Origin of the sequence: Rothia mucilaginosa (assembly GCF_964210535.1) — a bacterium.
Classification (GTDB): domain Bacteria; phylum Actinomycetota; class Actinomycetes; order Actinomycetales; family Micrococcaceae; genus Rothia; species Rothia mucilaginosa_F.
In genome coordinates this window covers 1-20,755 of record NZ_CAXOMR010000014.1, presented here as the reverse complement: position 1 = coordinate 20,755, position 20,755 = coordinate 1, and the positions used below count along the sequence as shown (strand labels likewise).

Sequence of the window (20,755 nt, the reverse complement as noted above, 5' to 3'; positions counted from 1 at the left end):
GATGCGAATGCCGGCAGGACAGTTCACAACCGGTCCAAACCATGTCGTTTGGGCCTCTGTCAACGCTGTGACAGACCCATGGATGCGAACCGTACCGGCAAGCACACACCGCTGTGAGCGCCACAACCACGCTAAGGAGCTCCATCCCATGAAGGCAGCACGCTTCTACGACCGTAACGACATCCGCATTGAAGACATCCCCGCACCCGAAGCCGCTGCGGGCGAGGTTCTGGTCAAGGTCGCATGGTGCGGTATTTGCGGTACCGACCTGCACGAATACCTCGACGGCCCCATCTTCTGCCCCCAGCACGGTCATCCCCACCCCATTTCTGGTGAGGACTCCCCCGTCACCCTCGGTCACGAATTCTCCGGTGTTGTTGAGGCACTGGGCGAAGGCGTAGACGACCTGCAGGTTGGCGACCACGTTGTCGTCGAGCCCTACATCATTCGCGATGACGTCTACACCGGCCCCGACTCCAAGGACTATCACCTGTCCAAGGACATGAACTTCATCGGTCTGGCAGGTCGCGGTGGCGGTCTGTCCGAGAAGGTTGCCGTCAAGCGCCGCTGGGTTCACAAGATTCCTAACAACATTCCCCTGGACGAGGCTGCACTGATTGAGCCCCTGAGCGTTGGCTACCACGCTGTTGAGCGTGCAGGCGAGTTCGAAGAGGGCGCATTCGCACTGGTTACCGGTGCTGGCCCCATCGGTCTGCTGACCTCCGCAGTTCTGAAGGCTAAGGGCGCTAAGGTTATTATCTCCGAGCTGTCCCCGCTGCGTCGCCAGAAGGCTCTGGACTCCGGTGTTGCTGACTACGCTTTCTCCCCCGCAGAGACCGACGTTCTGGCTGAGATTCACAAGCTGACCGACGGCCGTGGCACCGACATCGCGTTCGAGTGCACCTCCGTTCAGCCCGCACTGGACCTAATCCTGGATGCCCTCAAGCCCACCGGTAAGGTCGTCATCGTCTCCATTTGGGGTAAGCCCGCTTCCCTGGATGTTCAGAAGATTGTGCTCAAGGAGCTCGATATCCGCGGCACCATCGCATACGTGAACTCCCACCCGGAGACCATCAAGCTCGTTGAGTCCGGCAAGATTGACCTCAAGCCCTTCATCACCGGCAAGATCGCTGTGGAAGACCTGATTGACAAGGGCTTCGACACCCTGATCCACCACAACGAGACCGCTGTGAAGATTCTGGTCACCACCGACCCGGAGCGTCTGGCTGAGTAATCTCTTCGAACGATACTGATTCGTTCAGTTTCAGCTGATGCAGCTGTTCTTCTAGCTTCCTTAGCGTAGCTAGTGTGGGGTGAGGTTCCTTCAAGGAGCCTCACCCCACTGTTTTTTGCGTGCTTTTTACCGGACATACAACCGAGCACACAAAAATCCCCGGTTCCGAAGAACCGGGGATTATCTGTGCGCGAGGGGGGACTTGAACCCCCACCCTCTAATACGAGGACTAGCACCTCAAGCTAGCGCGTCTGCCTATTCCGCCACCCGCGCAGGTGACTTTCGAACGTTTTCCTTTCGGTGCCGTTCGAAGCAACACGTAATACTATACGGGTTTTCTGAACACTCCGCAAATCGAAAGAGTATGTTCTGTGTCACATATTGAGTATCGTTTATTTCAAACCGCGTCGCAGCCCCTCCCACCTCAACTAATATGACGGGCACGCCCGTTCAACTGCCATATTTCCGGTCATACCGACTAGAATAAAGAGCATGAATAATGAGAACCTCTCCCGCGAAGAAGCCGCAGAACGTTCGGCTCTCATCAGTGTCGACACCTACGACGTGCATGTCGACCTGACCAACGCCAAGGACCCCGAATTCGAGTCCTACCCCACCGTCACCACTGTCCGATTCTCCTGCAACACCCCCGGCGCAGAAACCTTCATCGACTACATCCACCACAGCGTCGACTCCGTTAAGCTCAACGGCACCGAACTGAACCTGGCAGATGTCGTCAACGGCGCACGTATCACCCTGCCCAACCTGCAGGCAGAAAACGTGCTCACCATCCACGGTCGCTCCTACTACTCCCGCTCCGGCGAAGGTATGCACCGCTACTTCGACCCCTCCGACGGTCGCGTCTACCTGTACACCCAGTACGAACCCTCCGACTGCCGCCGAGTCTTCCCGAACTTCGAGCAGCCCGACCTGAAGGCAGTCTTCAACTTCCGCATCACCGCACCCAAGGACTGGGTCGTCAGCTCCAACGGCGTACTCGAATCCCAGGTCGTAGACCCCACCGACGACTCCATCACCAAGCGAGTCTTCTCCCCCACCGCAAAGATCTCCACCTACATCACCGCAATCGTCGCTGGCGAATACTTCACCGCAACCACCACCTACAAGCCCAAGAGCAAGGTCAACAGCGGTGATATTCCCCTGGTCGTCTACTGCCGCCAGTCCCTCAAGCCGCACTTCGACTACGACCACATCTTCAAGGTCACCGAAAACGGCCTGGACTTCTTCCAGGACCTCTTCGACTACCCCTACCCGTACCCCAAGTACGAGCAGGCATTCGTGCCCGAATACAACATCGGCGCAATGGAGAACCCCGGCCTGGTCACCTTCACCGAAGACTACATCTTCGTCTCCGGCGCAACCGAGGACGACCTCGAAGGCCGCACCAACACCATCTGCCACGAAATGGCACACATGTGGTTCGGCGACCTCGTCACCATGAAGTGGTGGGACGACCTGTGGCTCAAGGAATCCTTCGCAGATTTCATGGGCACCCTCGGCGCTAAGGAAGCCAACAACTTCAACGACGCATGGGTCACCTTCGCGAACAACCGCAAGGCATGGGCATACATGCAGGACCAGCTGCCCACCACCCACCCCATCGTCGCTGACATCCCCCACCTGGAAGCAGCATCGCAGAACTTCGACGGCATCACCTACGCAAAGGGCGCATCCGTGCTCAAGCAGCTGGTTGCCTACGTCGGCTTCGACACCTTCATCGAGGCAGCACGCGTGTACTTCAAGCGCTTCGAGTGGGGCAACACCTCCCTGAACGACTTCCTGCAGGTACTCAACGAGGTGTCCGGCCGCGACATGCAGGCATGGGCTAACGCATGGCTGCAGACCTCCGGCGTGTCCGCACTGGGCACCAAGCGCGTCTACGGCAAAGACGGCCAGCTCACCGACCTGATCCTCACCCAGGAACTGCCCGCACAGCAGCCCGCAGGTCTGGGCCGCCCTCACGTGGCAAAGCTGGAAACCTTCGCGCTGACCGACGGCAAGCTCACCTCCACCGGCCTGCTCTCCCTCGAGTACCCGGCAGAGCCCGTCTCCGAGCACCGCGTGGAGCTCACCGAGGAGCAGAAGAAGCTCGTTGGCGAAGCTGACCTGCTCATGCTCAACGCAGAAGACCACACCTACGCCAAGGTCGCCCTGACCGACGAAGACGGCCTGCAGGCAGCTATCGAAGGTGTCTCCACCCTCGAATCCGCACTCTCCCGCGGCCTCATCTGGGGCTCCCTCTGGGAGAACGTGCGCGATGCACGCCTGCCTGTCACCACCTACGTCGACGCAGTCGTACGCAACGTCTCCAAGGAACCGAGCGCATCCCTGCTGGGCACCATGGTCAACAACGCACAGGTCGCTATCGCAACCTTCTCCGCACCCACCGGCCGCGAGCGCCTCTACGACGCTCTCTACGACGCATTCGCAGCCGCACTGGCGCAGGCTAAGCCCGGCTCCGACGAGCAGCTGATTCTGCTGCGCGCCCTGATTTCGGTCTCCACCAACGCGACCAAGGGTGAAGAGCTCTGCCGCGATATTGCCCGCGGTGCTTTCGAAGACACCACCGGCGATATTGCTGACGCAACTGGCATTCCTTACGACCAGAACCTGGGTTGGAGTGCACTGGGTGCGCTCGCAAGTCGCGACCTGGTCACCGTTGAGGATCTGGACCGTGCGGCGAAGTACAGCCCCTCCTCGATTTCTTCGAATGGTTACGCGTACGCGATTGCTGCCCTGCCGAACGCTGAGCGTAAGGCTGCCGCGTACAAGACCATCATGGAAGACGAGTCGCTGTCGAACGACGCCCTGGCTTCGACCATTAACGGTTTTGCTCGCGGTCCGGTTGAGCTGCGTGAGTCCTACTACGACTCCTACTTCGAGGCTCTGCTGCCCCTCTGGGCGTCCCGTTCGATTGGTATGGCGACCCGCATTGTGCGTGGCCTGTACCCGAAGGCTCCGTACAACACCGGCTCCACCGAGGGTCTGGGTGTTGAGGGTAACCCCTCCGTTGCGCTGGCTCAGAAGTGGCTGGAGGCGAACCCCGAGGCACCGTCGGCTCTGCGCCGTCTGGTTCTGGAGGCTCAGGACCACGGCCGCCGTTCGATTGTGGCTCAGAAGTTCAATGCTTCCCTGCAGGACTAAGCTGCATGGTTTGAGTAGCTGAGCGGGGTGCTATGACCGCCCTGTGAGGTTCTCAGGCTAATTGATGTAGACCGCCGCTTGGCACTTACCCGGTTGTGAACTGGGTGGTGTCGGGCGGCGGTCTTTTTCGTAGCTTTCTCAGCCGAAATTCTTGTTTCGGGAGGCTCTACGCGGAGGGTTCGCTGCTCTTGAGCGCGTCGACGTGGGCCAGCGTTACCGGAGCTGGTTCCCCCAAACACAAAACTATATGCACCCGGTGCTAAAAGACAGATAAATGTCACCCGTTTTTGTGAGCTGTCCGCTCTGAAAGCATGAGAGAATAGACTAGGTATCCGCTCGCTTAGACATATCAGAAGGAGTTTTCAGTGGTCGATTACGCACTCGGTGACCGCGGTAGCGTTAACATCGTCACCGATGATTACTACGAAGCAGAAACCCTCCAAATTTTCGAGGAACTGCACATCGACCGTGAACGTATCTGGTACGGTGAAGCGCGCCTCGTTCCCGAACCGGATAACCCCTACGAACCCAATAGCATTGCCGTCTACATTGACGAGTTCAAGGTGGGCCGCATGAGCGTGGAGGACTCCGCCGCGTACTGGGATTCCATTACCCGCGTGGTTGCCTCCGGTTATGAGCCGATTGCGCACCTGCAGCTTTCTGCTGTTGCTGTGCGCGCTGAAGGCGGCGGCATGCACGTGAAGAGCACCGGCGTGCTCTCGCTGTCCGCACCCGGCTCGCTCTTCCCCCTCAATGACGCACCGACCCGCGCGACCCTTCTCCCCCAGGGCCCGTCCATGAAGGTGCTGGATGAGAAGGAGCATTCCGAATACCTGCACAGCATCCTGCCGCCCAGCGGTGAGGGTCGCGTCATTCTGACCCTGGAAGCTAACCAGCTGAAGACCTCCGACGGCCGCGTGGTTGACAGCGTGGAGGTGCGCCACGACCGCAAGCTCGTGGGCCGCCTGAGCACCCAGATGTCTGAGCAGCTCGCACCCGTGATTCGCTACGCGTTCGAGAACGACCGCCTCACCAGCGCATGGGGCACTATTCGCGGTAACACCCTCGAACTGTCCCTGACCGTTCAGGCTGCACGCCCCGCCGATATTCCGCAGGAATGGTACGAGACCCTGCCCAACAACGTTCCGGCTCTACTGCCCGTTGGTGAAGACTACGAGGTGCCCCCGGCATTCGTCCCCACTGAAGGCGAACGCCACTACCTGGAGTCCTCTGCACAGCAGGCTCCGAAGAAGCGTCGCGGTTTCATGAGCTCCCTGACCGGTGGCTCCTCCGCACCCGAGCCGACCCGCAACGAACCTGCCGCGGAGAAGCCGGTTATCGAGTACAGCATTGAGGAAGAGGAATACCACGAACCCTCCGAGCGCGAACGTCTGCTGAACCTGGTCAAGGGTGCAGGCCTCGCAGTTCTGGTCGCCGGCCTGATTTCGATGCTATGGACCCCGATGCTCGGCATCCTCATCGCGATTCTGGGTGGCGCTGTCGCGGCAGTTGCCTTCTACTTTGGTCGTCAGCCCTACTACGATGACTACGAAGCCTACGACGAGTACGAAGAAGAATACGAAGAGACCGACGAGTCTGAAGAAGAAGCAGACTCGAAGGCATAAACTCCTCCACGACAGAGCGTAAAGATACAACGCAAAGATACAAAAGGGGCGGCTACCTTACCATCACGGTGAGGTAGCCGCCCCTTTCGTGCGCCCCAGCGGGCTCTTATGAACGGCTGGCTCTCTAAACGCTAACGAAGGCCCCTCCGGGTGGCCCGCATTCCGGGACTTTCTGGAATCGGTTAAAAACCAGCAGGGGTGAACGCCTCATCAGCTTTCACCCCCGCAAGGAGTCAGACCTTAGTCCTGACCATAAGTTGCCATGAACTGATCCATGCTGTCATGCTGCAAAGCATAGGACAGGTTAGCGTTCGCAGCCTGGTTCACGATAACAATCGACTGGCCGTCGTAAGACCAACCCGGACCCGCGTTCGGCAGGGTGGTCATACGCATCGTGGTGTCACCACTGGTCAGCACCGGAGCCGCAATCTGAGCGATCTGCGCCGCATCCAGACCGGAGTCCACACGCATGTAACCTGCAATAGACTCAACAGCAGACTGGAACGAACCCACGTTGCTCAACGCGCCCTTCGCCTTCATCGTGTTGTACAGGCCGCGCAGGAACGCACGCTGGTTACGAACACGCTGGTAGTCACCATCAGCGAACTGGTAACGAGCACGCACGAACGCAAGTGCCGCGCCACCATCCATGTGCTGCATACCCTGCTTGAAGGACCAAATGTTGATATCAAAGTTGAAGGGGACCTGAACGTCCACGCCACCAACGGAGTTCACCAGAGCCTTGAAGCCCTCGAACTCAATCTCAGCCACGTGATCAATCTTGATGCCCAGCAGGTTCTCAACGGTTGCCACCTGCAGAGAAATACCACCGTAGTTCAGCGCCGCGTTAATCTTTGCCGAACCGTAACCGGGGATATTCACCCAGGTATCACGCATAATCGAGACCAGGTACACGCCCTTACCATCAGCAGGGATGTGAGCAAGCATGATGCTATCTGCACGGGAGCCGCTCACCTGAGCTGCTTCAGAACCGGAACGAGTATCGCTACCGAGCAGCAGGATGTTCTTGCCCGGACCCTTCACGACATTGTAGCTGTAACCGTCATCCAGGATGCCGTCGCCGTTCTTATCGTGCTCGCTGGCGTTCGCTGCAAGAGCCGCAGCAGCATCGGAGCTGTTCTCACCGCTAGCGTTGGTGCCGTTCTTGCCGGTGTCCGAGTTGGTGACGGTCGGAGCCTTCAGCTCCGTCACGTTGAGCTTCTTAGCCTCGCCAAGCTGCTCCTTAATTTTGCTGAGGTCTTCATCCACCTTAGTGATGGAGTCAAACTTCTCGGTCTTGCTATCCCAGGTGTGGCCAGCACGCCAAATAAAGAAACCAATACCGAGGGTAATAACCAGCAGAAGAATCAGCAGGATCAGCAGAATACGCTTGACCCATTTCTTCTTCTGCGACGGTTCAGAGTGAGCGTCGCTCATTAAGTTGTCCTTTGTTTGAGGTGGTGATACGCGAGGCGCGCAGTGCACCCAGCGAAGTCTCTAGAATGCAGAGAGCCGGAGAATACCCGCCGATACGGGGCGGCGCTGGAGGGCACAGAAAATGCACAGCTCGCAAAATACTTTCCCATTGTAACGCTGTCAGCGGGTCTGCGCACCGGCGAACGAAAGGTTTTATACTACAACTTTCCTCACGTTCACGCGATTTATTTTGCTATGTGCCGCAGAACGCACAATGCCCCGCCTCCCTGAAAGCCAAGGAGAACGGGGCATTGATTTCGCTATAGAGCAAAACTGGGACAGAAGATTTACTTCTTGCCGAAGTTGCCGAAGCGTGCGTTGAAGCGCTCGACGCGACCTGCGGAGTCCATGATGCGCTGCTTACCGGTGTAGAACGGGTGCGACTCGGACGAGATTTCAACCTCGACGATCGGGTACTCGTTGCCGTCTTCCCACTTCTCGGTCTTGTCCGAGGTCATGGTGGAACGGGTCAGGAAGACCTTGCCGGATGCGAGGTCGCGGAACAGAACCAGGTTGTAGTCCGGGTGGATTTCTGCCTTCATTGATTACCTTCTTCTGCTACTGGATTTTGCCAGTAGCCCTTATATAGATGGAGTAGGTTTTTCGATGTGCAGCTATCGAGAAAATCTCAGAGCGCATCACCATTGTGCCCGCATTGGGCGCGCACAACCCATTAAGGGTACCACCTTCACGGATTAAATCCCAGTACGTTCCCTCACAGGCACCAACCGACACGCCGCAAGGGCACCCGAAGAAGGCACTCACGCGGGTTAATAACCAGGTGAGACCTCAGGTTATGAACGCGGGCGAGTCTCCCAGAACGCCACGGCGCTCGCCGCCGCAACGTTCAAAGAATCCACACCGTGCGACATCGGAATCATCACCGTATCGTCACACGCCGCCAAGGTGCGGGGCGACAGACCGTGCCCCTCCGTGCCCAGAATCAGCGCAAGCTTCTCATCCCGGCGAGCAGACAGCTCCTCCAGGGTCAGTGAGTCCTCCTCCAGAGCCAACGCCGCGCTCTTAAAGCCCAGCTCGTGCAGGGTCTGCAAGTCAGCAGGCCACGACTCCAAGCGAGCCCACGGCACCTGAAAAACAGTACCCATCGACACGCGAATCGAGCGGCGATACAGCGGATCAGCGCACCGCGGAGTCACCAGCACCGCATCCACGTTCAGCGCGGCAGCCGAACGGAAAATAGCTCCCACATTCGTGTGGTCCACAATATCTTCCAAAATCGCCACGCGAGAGGCACCCTGCAGCAACTGCTCCAGAGGCTGCGGCGCCGGACGAGCCATCGCCGCCAACGCACCACGATGCAGATGAAAACCGGTCACCCGCTCCAGCTGCTCTTCACTACCCACATACGCGGGAGTGTCCGGGTGCGAGCGCAAAACATCCGCCAAATCATCAGCCCACTTCTCACTCATCAGGAAAGAAACGGGCTGATGACCGGCAGCGAGCGCACGACGAATCACCTTCGAGGACTCCGCAATGTAAATACCCCACTGCGGTTCCATGGCGCTACGGAGCTTCACGTCGGTCAGCTGCGTGTAGTAGCGCAAAGCCTGCTCGGGTGCCTGCGCCAGAGCCGTGACCGACTCGATGGCGTAGACACGCTCGGCACGCTCAGCGATCTGTTCGGCGCTCAGCTGCTTCGGGGCACGGCTCATGCGCGCTTAAACGCGGAGTAACGACCCGCGGAGGTGACGGTCAGAGCCAGATCCATGTCGTAGGTTGCGGCGAGGTTCGCCTCGGTAATGGTGGACAGGATCGGGCCGGCAGCGACCACGCCGCCGTCACGAATCAGCAGGGCGTGGGTGAAGCCCGCCGGGATTTCCTCGAGGTGGTGGGTGATGAGCACGGTAGCCGGTGCGTAGGGGTCAGCGGCAAGTGCGGTCAGACGCTCGACCAGGTCCTCACGGCCGGAAATGTCCATACCTGCGCCGGGCTCGTCCAGCAGCAGCAGTTCGGGGTCGGTCATGAGGGCGCGGGCAATCAGTGCACGCTTGCGCTCGCCGTCAGAGAGGGAGCCGAAGGTGCGGTCAGCGAGGGTATCGACACCCCACTCAGCCAGCAGCTCGGTCGCACGCTCGTCGTCCATGATGTCGTATTCTTCCTTCCAACGGCCGGACACAGCGTATGCTGCGGTCACGACAACGTCAGAGACCTTCTCATTGGCGGGAATCTGGGTAGCCGAAGCACCGGAGGACAGACCAATGCGCGGGCGCAGGTCGAACACGTCAACAGCGCCGAGGGTCTCGTCAAGGATTTCAACCTCGCCGCTGGTCGGGTGCAGGCGGGCTGCCGCAATCGAAAGCAGAGTGGACTTACCGGCGCCGTTGGGGCCCAGAACGACCCAGCGTTCACCTTCGTTCACAGTCCACGAAACGTTGTTAAGGATGGGGCGGCCGCCGCGAATCACGGAGACATTCTGAAGGTTGAGTACGGTGCTCATGGTTCTTCTTCCAGTGAGTTAGATGGATGGGATGCGCCCCTCACCCCGCAACCCGTGCCGGGTTATCGGAGCGGTTGGCGCACATAGTACGCGGGCACCCCACATTGGGTTCCTCGCGCAAAATCTAGGAGCTATAGGGAGCTCAGGGGCTATAGGTGCCGCCACGTCGAAGACGGCACGCCTCATCAAATGTACCTTGTCAGATGTACCTTGTCAGGGGTGCGGGTGCATCCGCAACGGCACCTATAGCTACAGAGTTATTAGTCGATGAAGCCGCGTGCGCCGCCGACCAGCTCAACGTGGCCGGTCTCAACGTCTGCGGTGACCATCTTTGCGATTTCCTGCGCGAACTCGTTGACGGTGTAGAGCTTGCCGGCGGTCTCGCGGCGCTGCTCAATAGCGCCGGGGTGCAGGCGATTCAGCAGGGTTGCGGTGACGGTGCCTTCAATCATGTCAGCGGACACGACGACCAGGGAGATACCCTTCTCGGAGAGTGCGGGGATCTCGGCGATCAGTGCATCTTCACCGGCACGCTTGGACTCTGCGACGGGCTTGTACTCATCCATGGTCTCAACCTCGCGGATGAAGTGCGCCTGGTGGCTGGTCACGAACACGATGCGTGCGCCTTCGGGCATCTTCTCTGCGGCCAGGCGTGCCAGGTTCAGCTGTGCGTCACGGTTCAGGCGCATTGCGTAGTCTTCGCCCATGCCGGTTTCCATGCCGCCCGAAGCGTTCAGGATCAGGTAGTCCAGGGAGCCGAAGGTCTCCACGGCGGTGTTGACGAGGTTCTGCAGGTCCTCGCTGTTGGTCACGTCAGCCTGCACTGCGATTGCCTTGCCGCCAGCCTCTTCAATGGCCTTGACGATCTTGTTCGCGCGCGGTGCCTTAGAGCGGTAGTTCACCACGATGTTCGCGCCCTCAGCGGCGAGAATCTGTGCGGTGTCTGCGCCAACGCCGCGGGAGGAGCCGGTAATGATGATGGTCTTGCCGGTCAGCTGTGCCATAGTTTTATGTCCTTAAGTCTAGAAAGGGTACGCCCACGCTCGGGCGCTTCATGCAGTCCGTACGGGTGGGGGTTAGTGACCCATGCCCAGGCCGCCATCAACGGGGATGACAGCGCCAGAAATGTAGCTAGCCTCATCGGATGCGAGCCAGCGAATCACGCGAGCGACCTCTTCCGCCTCAGCGAAACGACCGGCCGGGATGGATGCCAGGTAGTTCTTCTTGGTCTCTTCGGGCAGAACCTCGGTCATTGCAGTGTTAATGAAGCCCGGTGCCACCACGTTAGCGGTGATGTTGCGGCCGCCCAGCTCGCGGGTGATGGAGCGTGCCATGCCGACCAGTGCCGCCTTAGATGCGGAGTAGTTGACCTGGCCGGGGGAACCGTACAGGCCCACCACGGAGGAAACCAGGATGATGCGGCCGCGCTTGAGCTTCAGCATGCCCTTGATGGCGCGCTGAACCACACGGAAAGAACCGGTGAGGTTGGTGTCGACCACGTCGGTGAAGTCGGATTCCTTCATGCGCATCAGCAGCATGTCGCGGGTGATACCTGCGTTAGCGACCAGCACCTCCACAGGGCCGAATTCTGCCTCAATTTCCTTGAATGCTTCGTTAATGCTGTCGGCATCGCGTACATCTGCCTTGACGGCGAAAAATTCTTCGGGGGCTTCACCGCTACGGTAGGTGATGCAGACGTTGTGTCCTGCTGCCTGGAATTCCTTGGCAATTTCGTAGCCGATACCTCGGTTGCCGCCGGTGACCAGCACGGTCTTGGGAGTGTTCTCGCTCATGAGCTTCCTTGATGAGTCGACCCCTCGCGATTAGAGCCGATGCAGCGGCTCCACGGTTGGGGTATGGACGGATGGACAGACAAACCTTATTTTACCGCGTTTTAGCGCAAAGGTGCCGCAGGCTACACTCCACTCTTGAACACCGAACACCCACTCCCCTTCTTTTGCATACCTCATCGGGCGCGTACACTAGCTGAAGCGGAACAGCCCGCGCCCCCTTTCTGCGGGCTCGCGCGGGCACGGAATAACACCGCACGTAGAGGCGCAATAGTAAGGATAAGAAAACATGGATCTACTCGGTTCACTTTCTCAGGATGCACAGCCCGAGTACGCCAAGTGCTCCCGCAAGGGCTGCCAGCAGGCGGCAGAATTTCAGCTGCTCTGGAACAACCCGAAGGTGCACACCCCCGAGCGCCGCAAAATCTGGTTGGCATGCTCCGAACACGTGGGCTGGCTGGAAAATTACCTGCGTGAGCGTGAGTTCTGGAAGCAGACTCTTCCGTTTGAAGGGTAGTGCCACGTGGGAGGTAGCTCCGTTTGAAGTGTAACCCCGAATATCGAAAGTAATTTCGATATATGCTATATTTGTTCTAATGAGCTCGGGTGAACATCCCGGCACGCCGGGCAATCACGCTCACTAGGCAATCACACCCAAGGAGGCACCTCCCCATGATGGGCTATTCGCACACTGTCAGCGCCGCAGCTGGCTGGCTAGTGCTCGTCGAGACGGGAGTGGTGCAGGTTCCCGATACCCCCACCCTCATCGTGACCACCCTGGCGTGCGCCGGTGCGGGCATGCTGCCGGATATTGACCACCACAACGGCAGTATCGCCAACTCCATTCCACCCATTTCACGCTGGGTAGCCCGCATTGTCGGGGCAGTCAGCGGTGGACACCGCAAGGGAACGCACTCTATTTTGGGCCTGGTAGCCTTCTGGGCGATTGCCTATTTCAGCGCCAACCTGAGCTACAACGGAATCCCCTGGGCTTCGCTACTTCTTGCCGCATTCTCGGGCGGTCTAGCCTTACGTGTGCTCGGTGCGCCGGGTGGATGGATCGGTGCCGTCGCCCTCGGGTACGCTGCCTACACGACCGATTCGCTAGCACTACTCCCCTGGGCCATTTCGGTCGGCGCCACCATTCACCTGATCGGCGACCTGCTGACAACCCGCGGACTGCTACCCCTCTACCCCATTGTCATCAAGCCCCTGGTGGCATCCCCCCTATGGAAAAAGAGCGGCTACATGGCGCTCCCGATCCTGGGTGATGCTGGCAGCGTACGCGAGAAGGCACTCGTTCTAGCACTGACCGGGTACGTCGCCTGGTACGCGGCAGCCATGATGGGCTTTACCGAATACCCCCTGCAAATGTTCGGACTGGGTATTCACGCCGCATAACGTTATACAAATCCTCCATGAGAACAGCATCAAAGAGGACAGCAAAGCGCCCCGTCACTTCCCTACGGAAGCGGCGGGGCGCTTTTCTAATCCTTATCCCGACCTATCGGGGTGAGAGATTAAGCGTCCTGGATGGGCCAGAAGACGTCAACCTCAACGTTCTCTTCACCGGAGGTGGGGTACTTCTCGAACTCAGTGTTGTGCATTGGCAGTTCTCCTTCGTGAGCGGGCGGGAATCTCTTCTCCCCCGCGTTAGCTCACCATCGGTAGTGAGCCCTAATGTTTCGCATTTGCGTCCTCGCAATGGCGGGAACAGTTATAAGTCTACGCCCCCTGCATGTTGGGTTTCTACTATTTTTCCCACAATGTATGTAGAGACACATGAAAAATTCGAAAAGCCCACACAGACCCCCTGAAATATCGCCTGAGAGCTTTTCTTTCCCTCGGGAAAACCCACAAGGCAACATTATTTCCCGTCAAATACGGCACGAGTTTCGTGTGTCATAACCCACAGTTCCCATGTACGGGAACGCAATAACACCACATATGATCAGAAAACAATACAACCCCACGGGTCAGGTCACATTTTTCGGCACTATTCACGAGAGAAATACCGACAACATCTTCCGCAACGTATCTTCAGAACACAGAAATACACCCCGGACGATACGCCCCGGACAATAAAACAACGAGCAATACACGCAAAGAGGCCCCGGCGCCACACGGCACCGGAGCCTCCCCCATGCTTTTATGTCGGTGAATACTGCTTTACGCCAGCCTTTACGCCAGCGAAATCAGATCCTGGTAATCCTTCGACCACAAATCCTCCACCGCATCCGGCAGAAGCAGCACACGCTCAGGATCCAGCGCCTCCACGGCACCCTCATCGTGGGAAACCATCACAATGGCACCCTGGTACGCCTTCAACGCGTTCAGAATCTCCTCACGCGAGGCGGGGTCCAGGTTGTTGGTCGGCTCATCGAGCAGCAGCACGTTCGCACTCGACGCCACCAGGGTCGCCAGGGACAGACGGGTCTTCTCACCACCGGAAAGCACACCGGCAGGCTTATCCACGTCATCACCGGAGAATAGGAACGAACCCAGAATCGTGCGCACACGGGTGTCGTCCAGATCCGGCGCAGCGGACTTCATGTTCTCAAAGACAGTGCGGTCACCATCAAGAATTTCGTGTTCCTGCGCAAAATAGCCCAGCTTCGCGCCGTGACCGTACACGACCTCACCCGTATCAGGCTGAGTGGAACCAGCCAGCATGCGCAACAGAGTGGTCTTACCGGCACCGTTCAGGCCCAGCACCACCACGCGCGAACCGCGGTCAATCGCCAAATCAACGTCCGTGAAAATCTCCAGAGAGCCGTAGGACTTCGACAGACCCTGCGCAGAGAGCGGCGTCTTACCGCACGGCGCCGGATCCGGGAAGCGAATTGCCGCAACCTTATCGCTCTGACGCTCCTCCTCCAGGCCGCGCAGAAGCTTCTCAGCACGCTTAATCATCTGCTGAGCGGCAACAGCCTTCGTCGCCTTCGCGCGCATCTTATTCGCCTGCTCCATCAGAGCATTCGCCTTCTTCTGCGCATTCGCACGCTCACGCTTGCGGCGGTGCTCATCCTGCTCACGCTGAAGCAAGTAGTTCTTCCAGCCCATGTTGTACTGGTCAATCACGCAGCGGTTCGCGTCCAGGTAGAAGACGCGGTTGACGACCAGCTCCATCAGGTCAACATCGTGGCTAATGACCATCAGGCCGCCCGAGAAGTTCTTCAAGAAATCGCGCAGCCACAGAATCGAGTCGGCATCCAGGTGGTTGGTCGGCTCATCCAGCAGCATGGTGTCCGCATTGGAGAAGAGAATACGCGCCAGCTCCACACGGCGACGCTGACCGCCCGACAGAGTAGACAGCGGCTGGGCGAGCACACGCTCCGGCAGGTCCAGGTTGGAGGTGATGACCGCCGCCTCCGACTCCGCCGCGTAGCCGCCGCCGGCAATGAACTCAGCCTCCAGGCGGTCGTAGCGGCGCATACCCTTAGCACGCACCGCCGGGTCCTCACTCGCCATGTCCTCCTGCGCCTGACGCATCTTGCGCGCCACACCGTCCAGGCCACGCGCCGAGAGGATGCGGTCACGAGCCAGCTGGCTCATGTCGTCCACCTTCGGGTCCTGCGGAAGGTAGCCGATAGTGCCGCTGCGGGTCACCGTACCGTCAGCGGGCAGGGTCAGACCGGCAAGCACCTTAGTCATAGTGGTCTTACCGGCACCGTTGCGGCCCACCAGACCGATCTTGTCGCCCTTATCGATGCGGAAGGTGACCTCTTCCATGAGCAGGCGCGCGCCTGCACGCAATTCGAGGTTCTGTACAGCAATCATGGGTGCCTTTCCGGATGGCGGTCTGGTGTGTGGGTTGATAGTGCTCGGTGGGCGGGATTCACCGGGTTAGAAGCGGCGAGCGCGCAGAGCACCTCATCAATTTTAGTGCAGGCGTGCCGAGTGCGCATGTGGGGCACCTTTTGTTTTTGTGGTGTGCGGTGTACTATACATACCGGACACCATTCATAGAACATTGTTCAAAACTGGGTTGTGACAAGCAGTCAACCACCGCTACCCTCAACTCTGTAGAAAAATCTGCAGAGCAATACGTATCAAAGGAGTACCACCTCAATGACCGATTCCGCGCGCGAATCAGCCCAGGCAACCCAGACTTCCCCGGCATCCCAGGCACCGCGCCGTAACGTAGCGGCAAAGACCTCCCTCGCCACCGACCTCTCTCTCATCGCAGTGTTCGCGGGCTTCATCGCCGCGCTCGCCATCATGCCCGCCGTCAGCCTGGGCGGCGTTGCGGTTCCCTTCACCTTCCAGACCCTCGGCATTTACATCACCGCTCAGGTGCTCGGCGGCAAGCGTGCCACCGCCTCCGTGGCGCTGTACCTGCTGGTTGGTTTCGCTGGCCTGCCCATCTTCGCTAAGGGCGGCGCCGGTTTGGGTACGCTCGCCTCCCCAAGTGCCGGCTACCTGCTCGGCTTCCTGCCCTTCGCCGCTATTGCCGGTACCCTCGCCTACCTGTTCACCCGCAACACCCGTTCGATTGGTGCAACCTTCCTCATGGCTCTGGTCGCAAACTTCTGCGGTTTTGTGGTTCTGACCGCCTGCGGTATCGCCGGTATGATGGTGAACGCCCACATGACTTTTGATGCCGCGTTCAGCGCGGCGATGGTGTTCGTTCCCTGGGATTTGGTGAAGTCCACGATCGCGGTTCTGGTTGGTTTGTCGGTACGCCGCGCCTTCCCGTCCCTGGCTTCTGCCCAGCGTTAAAGCCACACGATGTACCACACGAGAGGATAGCTATGTTTTTTCGCCGCTCCACGCGCCAGCCTGCACCGCAGCAGGTGCAGGGCGAGCAGGCGGTGAGCGCCTCTACCAGCATGCCCGCCCTTGAGCTTGAATCGGTGAGTGTTTTCACCGAGCTGCCCGAAGGCGGGCATCGCCGTATCCTCAAGGATGTGAGCCTGCGGTTCACGGCGAAGCGCACCGCGGTTCTGGGTCTGAACGGTAGCGGTAAGTCTACCCTGCTGGGGCTTTTCAATGGGCTCACCCACCCGGATGAGGGTATTGTGCGCGTGAACGGTGTTGACACTCTGGAGGCGCCGAGTCGCGGCTCGAAGGGTGCGGGCGCTCAGGGTAATTCGCAGGGTGCTTTTGAGGGTGTGGGCATGCTCTTCGCCCAGCCGGAGGCGCAGCTGATTATGCCCACCGTTGCCGAAGATATTGACCTGAGCCTGCGCCGTGCCGCAGCCGTTGAAGGTAGTGCCCTCAGCGGTGAGCAGCGCCGCGAGCGGATTCGTGAATTGCTCCGTGAGCGCGGCCTCGAGCGTCTGGAGGACCAGAGCGTTTTCACCCTCTCGGGAGGCGAAAAGCAGCTGGTCGCTCTCACCAGTGTGCTGGCGGCGCGCCCGCAGATTCTTCTGCTCGATGAGCCAACCACCCTGCTGGATTTGCGTAATCGCGCGCGGCTACTGAAGCATTTGGAGTCGCTGGATCAGATGCTGGTGCTCAGCACGCACGACCTGGATTTGGCGGCCTCCTGCGATGAAGCTGTCATTATTCATGACGGCCGTCTGCTCGCTCAGGGGGATGCGGCGCAGCTGGTGCAGCAGTACCGCACGTGGTGTGCCGAAGGGTTCCCCAACGAGGGCGCTACCGAAGGTCTGGATTCGGCAGGAGGCGCGCATGGGCGCTAACACGCCGCGCGTGAATCCTCGCCCCGCCGGCCAGGGCTCGGATTTCAACCCCGGTACTCTGCTGGTAGGTTTCTACCAGCCGTTGAACACGCCGGTGCATCGGGCGCCGCTGTGGCTCAAGGGCACGCTCTTCTTTGGGTTGTTCTTGTTATTGGCGGTGACTGGCTGGCAGGTGGCGCTGGTGGCTTTGGTTGCCTCCACGCTGTGCGCGTTGTGGGCTGGTGTGCCCGCCTCCCAGCTGTGGCTGGTGGTTCGCACGCTGTCTCTGCTGTTGTTGATCATGGTCGCCTATTACGTGTTTACGGGCCAGTACGCTTCCGGCGCGGATGCTATCGCGACCATGCTGACGGCTTTCTACGCTTCCCGTACCCTGCTGGTGAGCACTCCCCTGCCGGTTCTGATTGACGGCTTTGTGAAGCTGTGTTCGCCGCTACGTTTCGTGGGTCTTTCTCCCGAGCGTCTGGGTCTGCTGATTGCGTTGATGGTCCGGTCGATTCCGGCGCTCATGGACCGTTGGGGTGCGTTGCGCCGGGCGGCGGTGGCGCGTAATCTGCCCAAGCGCATGTATTGGCGGCTGCTGATTCCGTGGGTGGTGCAGGCGGTTGATTACGCGACGGCGACCGCTCGTGCTTTGCGGGCACGACACGTGGACGAGCTGAAATAGCGCAGATACGCGAGAAGGGCGGGGTGAACCGTGCAGGTTCATCCCGCCCCCTTCGCTTTGCCTCGCCTAGCTTAGGCGGGTGGTTTAGGGCGTTTCAATGAGGAGCGCCGCCGGCAGCTGCTCCCACCACAGGTACCAGTCGTGCTGGCCGTAGAGCGCCTCCACGAGCTTGTCGAAGCCGCGGTAGACACGCACCGGCATCGCCGAGGAAACCATCGTATGCTCAACCGCCAGAATCTCTGCGTCGCGGCGGGTTGTGACCGGTACAGGCGTGTAGAACTCGATAAAGTCCGAGGCGATAACAGCCGGGTAGGCGTCATCGCGTTCAAACCAGTAGCGGGCAATGGACAGCATCGCCTCGGGGCTGGGGCTGGAGTCCCATCCGCCGAAAGGCAGGTAGGCGAACACGCCGGAAGCATCCCACAGCGGCAGGTCCATGATGAGCAGTTCCGCGGCGCTGTCAATGTCGGTGGCTTTGACCTTCTCATTGATGATGCCTGCGGTCAGTTCGAAGGGGTACTCCGCTTTTAGCGGCATAGCGATATCGTCTTCACCGAGTTCGCCGTTTTCCATGAGGAGGCGGTAGGTCTGCAGGTAGGTGCTCTCGTTCAGGTGCCGGAAGGCCTCGTGCGCGGCAACTTCTACACCGACTTGATCCAGGTAATGGTGATGGTCGGTGATGAGGTCGTGTGCGTACCGCTCGACGGTGTCAGCGGTGATGTCCTGCACGGGTGTTGAAGTACGCAGGGAGACGTTATTCTCAATGGTCCCGAGCAGGGTCGGGTCGAGGGCAACCACGATGGGGGTTGTTCCCCGGTTCTTGCCCTCGTAAAGGTGTTCGAGGTATCGCCGGTTAAGTTCGGCTCGTGGGGCGCCGTGGCGGATTCGCTCGTGTGGGTAGGGATACAAGGCGACGAAGCGCTCATAGAGCTCTGCCATGGTGTTCTCCGATGTTTGGTTGCCCCCAGTTTATCGCGTATTTTCGCGCAAAAATACGGGTTTTTGGATGTTTTAGCAGGGCGCGGAGGGCGCGCGATTTTTTCGTTTGATGAGTGTGTATCGGTGTGTGCTAAACACGCTTAAACTGCCTTAGTGTTGGGCGGTTTGCGCGCCGATTTTCGCTAGAAAAAGTTAGAAATTTTTCGCCACCATATGAGATTTTGGGCGAGTTACACCGGGTGGTACCAAAGGGTTCGGCGGACACTTTCGCGGAGGTGGCGGGCGCCTCCTGAATGCCTGTTACCAACCGCAGATACGCGGCAGAAAGGGTACCAAACCCACAATTTCAGAAAGAAAAACACCCTCTTTTCTTCTTCGGCGCGTCATATTTGACGTATTAGGGGTTTTTCGGGCGAGTTCTGCCGCCGCCGCGTAGCTGCTGGAGTAAAGTGTTGGTACCAGCTACCACCCGTGCCGCGTTGGTACGGAAAACGCCGCTGGGACCATCAACTCGCAGGAGTTCAAACCAACGGAGGTTCTCATGTCGAATAACTACTACAAAGAGATGGTTCGCCTGGCAGACAGCATCGCTGATAAGGCGCATGAGGGGCAGACTGACCGTAACGGCTGGCCCTATATCTCCCACCCTCGCCGTGTGGCTCTTGGTGCGCGCAAGCTTGTGTCTGAAATGGCTGCCGCCACTGACCCCGATGTGTCTTTGGAGGAGCTGAAGGCTGAAGCGCAGATCGTGGCGCTGCTGCATGACACGGTGGAGGATACCGGCGTTTCCCTCGCGTATCTGGCGCGTTATTTCTCGGCGCGTATTGTGGATGCGATTGAGGCCTTGACCCGCCGCCCGGGTGAGTCGCGTGAGTCGTATCTGAGCCGGGTGCGTGTGAATGATTTGGCTCGTCTAGTGAAGCTTGCCGATATTGCGGATAATACTGACCCGCAGCGTTTGGCGCTTCTGGAGGAACCGACTCGTACCTGCCTCATGATCAAGTATGAGCACTCGCTGAAGCTGCTGCACCTGAACGATTAGGTTCAAGCTGACCATATAGAAGCCGCCCGGTATGGAATGTGTTCCATGCCGGGCGGCTTCTATGAATCATCTATTGAATTAGCTCAGGTGAGAGATAGCGTACTCCGCTTCTTCCTCGGTGAAACCTTCAATGGAAGAAGTCAGCTGAGAACGGATTGCTTCAGGAGACATGTTCATAGTCTTCTGGTAGCTCTTTGCACTCTCCAGGGCATTCGCGTTCCAGTCAGCCTTCACATTGTCTACAGCGTACTGAGCAGCCTCAGGAGAGAACTTTTCGAATTCACTGGTGAGCTGGTCGTAGATACGCTGCTTGGACATGTGCATAGTGCGAGAATAAGACTCCGCCTTCTTCAAAGCAGACTTATATTCAGTGGGAACGCTGTTATCATTCTGCTTTGCGTTGGATTCCGCCCCAGCTACGGGAGAGGATTCAGTACCAGTTTTCTGAGAAGCCTCAGTAGTAGCAGAAGAATCAGCAGCTACCGAAGGTGAAGAAGCGCTCGCACTCGTCGACTTGCTGGATCCGCCGCCCATCATCGAAGCGCAACCACCAAGAAGAAAAAGAATAACGAGAGTGATAAACCACCAACGGAGATAAAAAGGCTTCTTCTTAACGTAGACAGAACCGTCAGCGGCAATAATCTTTTGTGCCATGATTTCCTTTCGGCGTCCTCAAGCGGCCGTTGCATGAGGAACCTAGTATGACGTGAGTGT

The 20,755-nt window shown here is 58.8% G+C and carries 18 protein-coding genes and 1 tRNA gene; 9 read left to right on the top strand and 10 right to left on the bottom strand.

Annotated features, from left to right (window positions below; translation table 11 throughout):
- Positions 1-148 precede the first annotated feature (148 nt).
- Positions 149-1,234 (top strand): 2,3-butanediol dehydrogenase, encoded by a 1,086-nt coding sequence (locus AB8C10_RS05840; RefSeq protein WP_049349640.1) that lies wholly within the window; start codon positions 149-151, stop codon positions 1,232-1,234.
- Positions 1,235-1,421: 187 nt separating this feature from the next.
- On the opposite strand, the gene AB8C10_RS05835 is transcribed toward AB8C10_RS05840, so the two are convergent.
- A tRNA-Leu gene (locus tag AB8C10_RS05835) sits at positions 1,422-1,507 on the bottom strand.
- A gap of 219 nt (positions 1,508-1,726) precedes the next feature.
- Between AB8C10_RS05835 and pepN the strand changes: the two genes are divergently transcribed.
- Together pepN and AB8C10_RS05825 are read left to right on the top strand one after the other, a co-directional pair.
- Entirely contained in the window at positions 1,727-4,399 is a 2,673-nt protein-coding gene (pepN, locus tag AB8C10_RS05830; RefSeq protein WP_368867140.1) for an aminopeptidase N, read from the top strand.
- Between the two features lie 365 nt (positions 4,400-4,764).
- Positions 4,765-6,024 (top strand): hypothetical protein, encoded by a 1,260-nt coding sequence (locus AB8C10_RS05825; RefSeq protein WP_368867139.1) that lies wholly within the window; start codon positions 4,765-4,767, stop codon positions 6,022-6,024.
- A gap of 240 nt (positions 6,025-6,264) precedes the next feature.
- Here the strand turns inward: AB8C10_RS05825 and AB8C10_RS05820 are convergent, their stop codons facing one another.
- The 6 genes from AB8C10_RS05820 to AB8C10_RS05795 all read right to left on the bottom strand — a co-directional run bounded on the left by AB8C10_RS05820 (position 6,265) and on the right by AB8C10_RS05795 (position 11,751).
- The gene (locus tag AB8C10_RS05820) at positions 6,265-7,461 is read right to left on the bottom strand and encodes an LCP family protein (protein ID WP_368867138.1); all 1,197 of its coding nucleotides are present in this window, start codon (positions 7,459-7,461) and stop codon (positions 6,265-6,267) included.
- Positions 7,462-7,787: 326 nt separating this feature from the next.
- Positions 7,788-8,042: a type B 50S ribosomal protein L31 gene (locus AB8C10_RS05815; RefSeq protein ID WP_005506069.1), complete on the bottom strand. Its 255-nt coding sequence runs from the start codon at positions 8,040-8,042 to the stop codon at positions 7,788-7,790.
- Between the two features lie 252 nt (positions 8,043-8,294).
- On the bottom strand, positions 8,295-9,173 hold the full coding sequence (locus AB8C10_RS05810) for a TrmH family RNA methyltransferase (protein ID WP_304193641.1): 879 nt from the start codon (positions 9,171-9,173) through the stop codon (positions 8,295-8,297).
- Positions 9,170-9,958: an ABC transporter ATP-binding protein gene (locus tag AB8C10_RS05805; protein ID WP_368867137.1), complete on the bottom strand. Its 789-nt coding sequence runs from the start codon at positions 9,956-9,958 to the stop codon at positions 9,170-9,172. The genes AB8C10_RS05810 and AB8C10_RS05805 overlap by 4 nt, the downstream gene beginning before the upstream one ends.
- Before the next feature lie 260 nt (positions 9,959-10,218).
- Positions 10,219-10,962 carry an SDR family oxidoreductase gene (locus AB8C10_RS05800; RefSeq protein WP_060824810.1) on the bottom strand — a complete coding sequence of 248 codons (744 nt, stop codon included), beginning with the start codon at positions 10,960-10,962 and terminating at the stop codon, positions 10,219-10,221.
- Between the two features lie 72 nt (positions 10,963-11,034).
- The gene (locus tag AB8C10_RS05795) at positions 11,035-11,751 is read right to left on the bottom strand and encodes a beta-ketoacyl-ACP reductase (RefSeq protein ID WP_005509097.1); all 717 of its coding nucleotides are present in this window, start codon (positions 11,749-11,751) and stop codon (positions 11,035-11,037) included.
- A 286-nt stretch (positions 11,752-12,037) separates the two neighbouring features.
- On the opposite strand from AB8C10_RS05795, the gene AB8C10_RS05790 reads away from it, so the two are divergent.
- Together AB8C10_RS05790 and AB8C10_RS05785 are read left to right on the top strand one after the other, a co-directional pair.
- Positions 12,038-12,265, top strand: a complete 228-nt coding sequence (locus AB8C10_RS05790; RefSeq protein ID WP_005506080.1) for a hypothetical protein — start codon at positions 12,038-12,040, stop codon at positions 12,263-12,265.
- Between the two features lie 155 nt (positions 12,266-12,420).
- Entirely contained in the window at positions 12,421-13,149 is a 729-nt protein-coding gene (locus AB8C10_RS05785) for a metal-dependent hydrolase (protein ID WP_049354628.1), read from the top strand.
- Positions 13,150-13,929: 780 nt separating this feature from the next.
- Here AB8C10_RS05785 and AB8C10_RS05780 read toward each other — a convergent pair.
- Entirely contained in the window at positions 13,930-15,528 is a 1,599-nt protein-coding gene (locus AB8C10_RS05780) for an ABC-F family ATP-binding cassette domain-containing protein (protein ID WP_311445954.1), read from the bottom strand.
- Positions 15,529-15,819: 291 nt separating this feature from the next.
- Between AB8C10_RS05780 and AB8C10_RS05775 the strand changes: the two genes are divergently transcribed.
- The 3 genes from AB8C10_RS05775 to AB8C10_RS05765 are packed head-to-tail and all read left to right on the top strand — an operon-like array spanning position 15,820 to position 18,060.
- Positions 15,820-16,470, top strand: coding sequence for a biotin transporter BioY (locus tag AB8C10_RS05775; protein ID WP_368867136.1), 651 nt, complete (start codon positions 15,820-15,822; stop codon positions 16,468-16,470).
- 32 nt (positions 16,471-16,502) lie between these two features.
- Positions 16,503-17,396, top strand: a complete 894-nt coding sequence (locus AB8C10_RS05770) for an energy-coupling factor ABC transporter ATP-binding protein (RefSeq protein ID WP_368867135.1) — start codon at positions 16,503-16,505, stop codon at positions 17,394-17,396.
- Positions 17,386-18,060 (top strand): energy-coupling factor transporter transmembrane protein EcfT, encoded by a 675-nt coding sequence (locus AB8C10_RS05765; protein WP_368867134.1) that lies wholly within the window; start codon positions 17,386-17,388, stop codon positions 18,058-18,060. Before AB8C10_RS05770 ends, AB8C10_RS05765 begins: the two co-directional genes overlap by 11 nt.
- An 84-nt stretch (positions 18,061-18,144) precedes the next feature.
- Here AB8C10_RS05765 and AB8C10_RS05760 read toward each other — a convergent pair whose 3' ends face one another.
- Positions 18,145-18,999 (bottom strand): DUF4253 domain-containing protein, encoded by an 855-nt coding sequence (locus tag AB8C10_RS05760; RefSeq protein ID WP_368867133.1) that lies wholly within the window; start codon positions 18,997-18,999, stop codon positions 18,145-18,147.
- A gap of 541 nt (positions 19,000-19,540) precedes the next feature.
- Between AB8C10_RS05760 and AB8C10_RS05755 the strand changes: the two genes are divergently transcribed.
- Complete coding sequence (locus tag AB8C10_RS05755; protein ID WP_368867132.1) at positions 19,541-20,041, top strand: HD domain-containing protein; 501 nt, start codon at positions 19,541-19,543, stop codon at positions 20,039-20,041.
- Between the two features lie 78 nt (positions 20,042-20,119).
- On the opposite strand, the gene AB8C10_RS05750 is transcribed toward AB8C10_RS05755, so the two are convergent.
- The gene (locus tag AB8C10_RS05750) at positions 20,120-20,695 is read right to left on the bottom strand and encodes an Ltp family lipoprotein (RefSeq protein ID WP_368867131.1); all 576 of its coding nucleotides are present in this window, start codon (positions 20,693-20,695) and stop codon (positions 20,120-20,122) included.
- Between the last annotated feature and the right edge of the window lie 60 nt (positions 20,696-20,755).